We start from the raw sequence: 3,083 nt of genomic DNA, 5'->3' as shown, positions 1-3,083 counted from the left end.
TCGACCGACAGCTCAATCGCCGAGATGTTGCTCGTGAGGTTCCCGAGATCATCGCCCCCAGGCAGCAGCAGCGGGGCCACCGCCTGGAACGGAGGCGTGAGCGCCGCGGCCGCGCCGGCGCCGGCCAGCGCCAGGCTCTCGGCCCCACGGAGCGCCGCCTCCTTATCAGGGAAGGTGAACTCGACCTTGCCGCCCGCCCCCAGCGTCCCTCCGCCGAACAGATTCACGCCCAGGTCGGCCTCGATCTCACCCGACACGGTGTAGGTGCCATCCTCGTTGGCCGTCACCTCGAGCTCCGCCCCCGCGCCCACCTCGATCCCCGCGGTCACGTTGACTTCACCGCCGATCGACAGGGAGTCACCGGGCTCCAGGCTGTCGATCTTCTCTTCGATGTCGAGCCCATCCAGGACAGCCCCCTGGATGAGATCACGCGCCTCGTTGAGCAGAGGGCCAGCCAGCTCCAGGCCCTGCTCCACGGCGAACTGGATCCCCTCCTGCACGGCCTCGGTGGTGAGATCCGCCACGTCACCCGCGAAGTCGAGCGTCCCTTCGGCCGCGTCGATCGCGAAGTCACCCGCGGAGCCGATGATGCGGCGGCCCCCATCCACCACCGTGCCGACCGCATCCTTGGTACCCTCCACCAGGTCGGAGAAGCCATCGGTAATGTCGTCCCATCCGAACGCCGCCTTGACAGTGCCGGTGGCGTTGCCGCCCGGGGAGAACGAAGCGGGCGCCCCCTGCGGGGCGGGCAGGGGCGAGGAGGGGTTGAGCTCCACCAGGTTGCGCCGGCCCGAGGGCTCGAAGGAGCTGGTTCCAGTGAAGCCCTTCGTCCCGGTGCCAGCGCTCAGCTCGGGGCGCGTCGTCGTCAGGGGCGAGGAGGTGTCCGCCTTCTGGACCTGGGGCGGGGGCGCTGCGGTGGGGCTCGGCGTGGGCTTCGGCAGTGACGGGGTGGAAGACGTAGCGCTGCTCGTCAGCATGGGAGACCTCGAAAGGGGTGGAGGGTTGTCCAACGTGGACCGCTGTATGCGCCGCGCCTTTCTCTGGTTACATGAACCCGAAAAATCGCCGTCCGCCGCAGCCTGGCCTGGCATCGAGCGGTTCGGCCACGAGCAGGCAGAGCTTCAGGAGCGGCCCGCTAGGGCCATACCTTTTCGAACGAGACGATCATCGCCCCGCCAGGCGTGACGTGGGTTTCGAACGTCCGCGCGCACGGCGCGCCTGGCGGGCAGTCCGTCGTCTCTCGCTGCTCGCTGCTCTCTGCCGCCCAGAGGTAGAGCCGTCCCTGGTGGGCGCTGATGGACGGCCGGGCGCCGAACATCACCGGCGCCACGGGCGCCAGGTCCACGGCACACCATCGCCGCTTCTCCCGGTCGAAGACGTACCCGGTGGGTGCATTCGGCTCGTCCTCTGTCCAGAGCAACAGGCGCCTGGAGTCGAGCACGAGCGCCTCGACGTGCTGGGGGGCGGCGTCACGCCCCAGCTCCGGCGCGACGCCGTGGACCTGCCGGGTGGTCGCGTCGAACAACCACCCTTCTCCGAAGAAGAAGGAGGCAGAGGACAGCGCGGCCTCCACGCTGCAGCTCCGACACACCGGCAGCCGGGTGGCCCTCGGGGGCAGCTCGAGCTGTGTCCACTGCCCTCGCGTGAGGTCCAGCGTCCACGCATCCTGGAAGTTCGCCGTCCTTTCCTCGTGAGGCCGGTCCGACGGTGCGTAATCCAGGAGATCGTCCATGCCGCTCGCCAGCAGCAAGGTGTCTCCCAGCAACTGAAACGTCGACACCGAGCGCGCCCCCCCGGAGGCCTGGGGCTCCGCCGCTCACCTGGGGCGCCGCGCTGATGGGGATGCTGTTGGGGAGAGCTGATCCGCCCAACGAGCGCCCAGCTTGGGGGACGCACCGGCTGGGAGACCGGGCCAGGTGGATGCCAGAGCGGCCTGAGGCCCTCTTCAGGTCGTCTTCTACCGCCGGGGCAGCTCCACGCGCGTCGGCTCCAGGTGCAGGGGCGCGACGCCATCCCCGAAGAGACCTATCCCCCACTCGACCAGCGTGCCGTCGGCGCGCAGGGCATGGATGCGGCTCCCATTGCTCGACAAGGCCGTCACCTGGGTCAGCCCCGGCACCTGGGTGGGACCAGGCGGAGTCGCGGCGATCGAGGGGAAGCCGCGCTCGCCGTAGAGGTTGTGTCCCGTGTTCCACACCGTGCCGTCCGAGCGCAGCACCTGCAGGGTACCTGCGCTGCGGGCCACGCCCACTGCGTCGGTGAAGCCCTCCACCTGCTGGGGCGGGCTCACCTGGGAGGGGAGCTGGAGCTGCCACTGCCACACGGTGCCGTCCGAGCGCACGGCGGAGAGGTCGCCATTTCGCACGGCCACCGCCACCACGCCCGTGAGTCCCGCCACCTGGGCAGGCGGCCGGGGCTGCTTGTCCCCTTGGTTCCAGAGGGCCGAGGTGCTGCCCCAGTGCCACACGGTGCCATCGCTGCGCAGGGCCACCGAGATCCTCCCTTGCGCCACCACGGCCACCACGCCGTCCAGGCCCTGCACCTGCACGGGTGTGGAGCGGCGTGTCAGCGTCAAGTCTCCCAGCTGTCCATAGGTGTTGTTTCCCCAGCCCCACGCGGAGCCATCCTGCTTCAGTGCCAGGGAGTAGTTGTCCCCCACGCTCACGGCCACCACCCCCGTCAATCCTGGGACCGGGGCGGGCGTCTCCCGGTTCACCAGCGTCCCATCGCCCAGCTGGCCCTGGGAGTTGTTGCCCCAGGCCCACACGGTGCCGTCCTGCTTGCGCACCAGCAAGAAGGAGGTGCCTGCTGCGCCATCCACCGCGCCCTCCAGTCCCTCGACCCGAGCCGGGGTGGCCTGGAGCTCCGTGAATGCGGGCGGCATGTAGGGACATCCCCACCACCACACGGTGCCGTCCTCACGGACCGCCAAGCTGCAAGACGGGCCACTGGCTACTGCGCGCACGTGGCTCAGGCGCACCGCAGTGGGCGAGAGCCGACGATCGGAGCCCGTGCCCATGGCGCCCGAGTAGTTATGTCCCCACGCCCACAAGGAGCCGTTGCGCCGCAGCGCCAGGGAGTGA

At 70.0% G+C, this 3,083-nt stretch carries 3 protein-coding genes; all 3 read right to left on the bottom strand.

What is annotated here, in order from left to right:
• Window positions 1-977: hypothetical protein (locus VD972_RS28065; RefSeq protein WP_414654143.1), on the bottom strand; the 977-nt coding region annotated here is incomplete at its 3' end.
• A 158-nt stretch (window positions 978-1,135) separates the two neighbouring features.
• The gene (locus tag VD972_RS28060; RefSeq protein ID WP_324991822.1) at window positions 1,136-1,780 is read right to left on the bottom strand and encodes a hypothetical protein; all 645 of its coding nucleotides are present in this window, start codon (window positions 1,778-1,780) and stop codon (window positions 1,136-1,138) included.
• Window positions 1,781-1,957: 177 nt separating this feature from the next.
• A partial coding sequence (locus VD972_RS28055; RefSeq protein WP_414654142.1) for an RCC1 domain-containing protein occupies window positions 1,958-3,083 on the bottom strand: 1,126 nt, incomplete at its 5' end.

The organism is Hyalangium sp. (genome assembly GCF_035629615.1).
In the GTDB taxonomy this organism is placed as follows: domain Bacteria; phylum Myxococcota; class Myxococcia; order Myxococcales; family Myxococcaceae; genus Hyalangium.
Note: the sequence above shows the minus strand (reverse complement) of the source record. Positions and strands in the feature narration are given on the sequence as shown.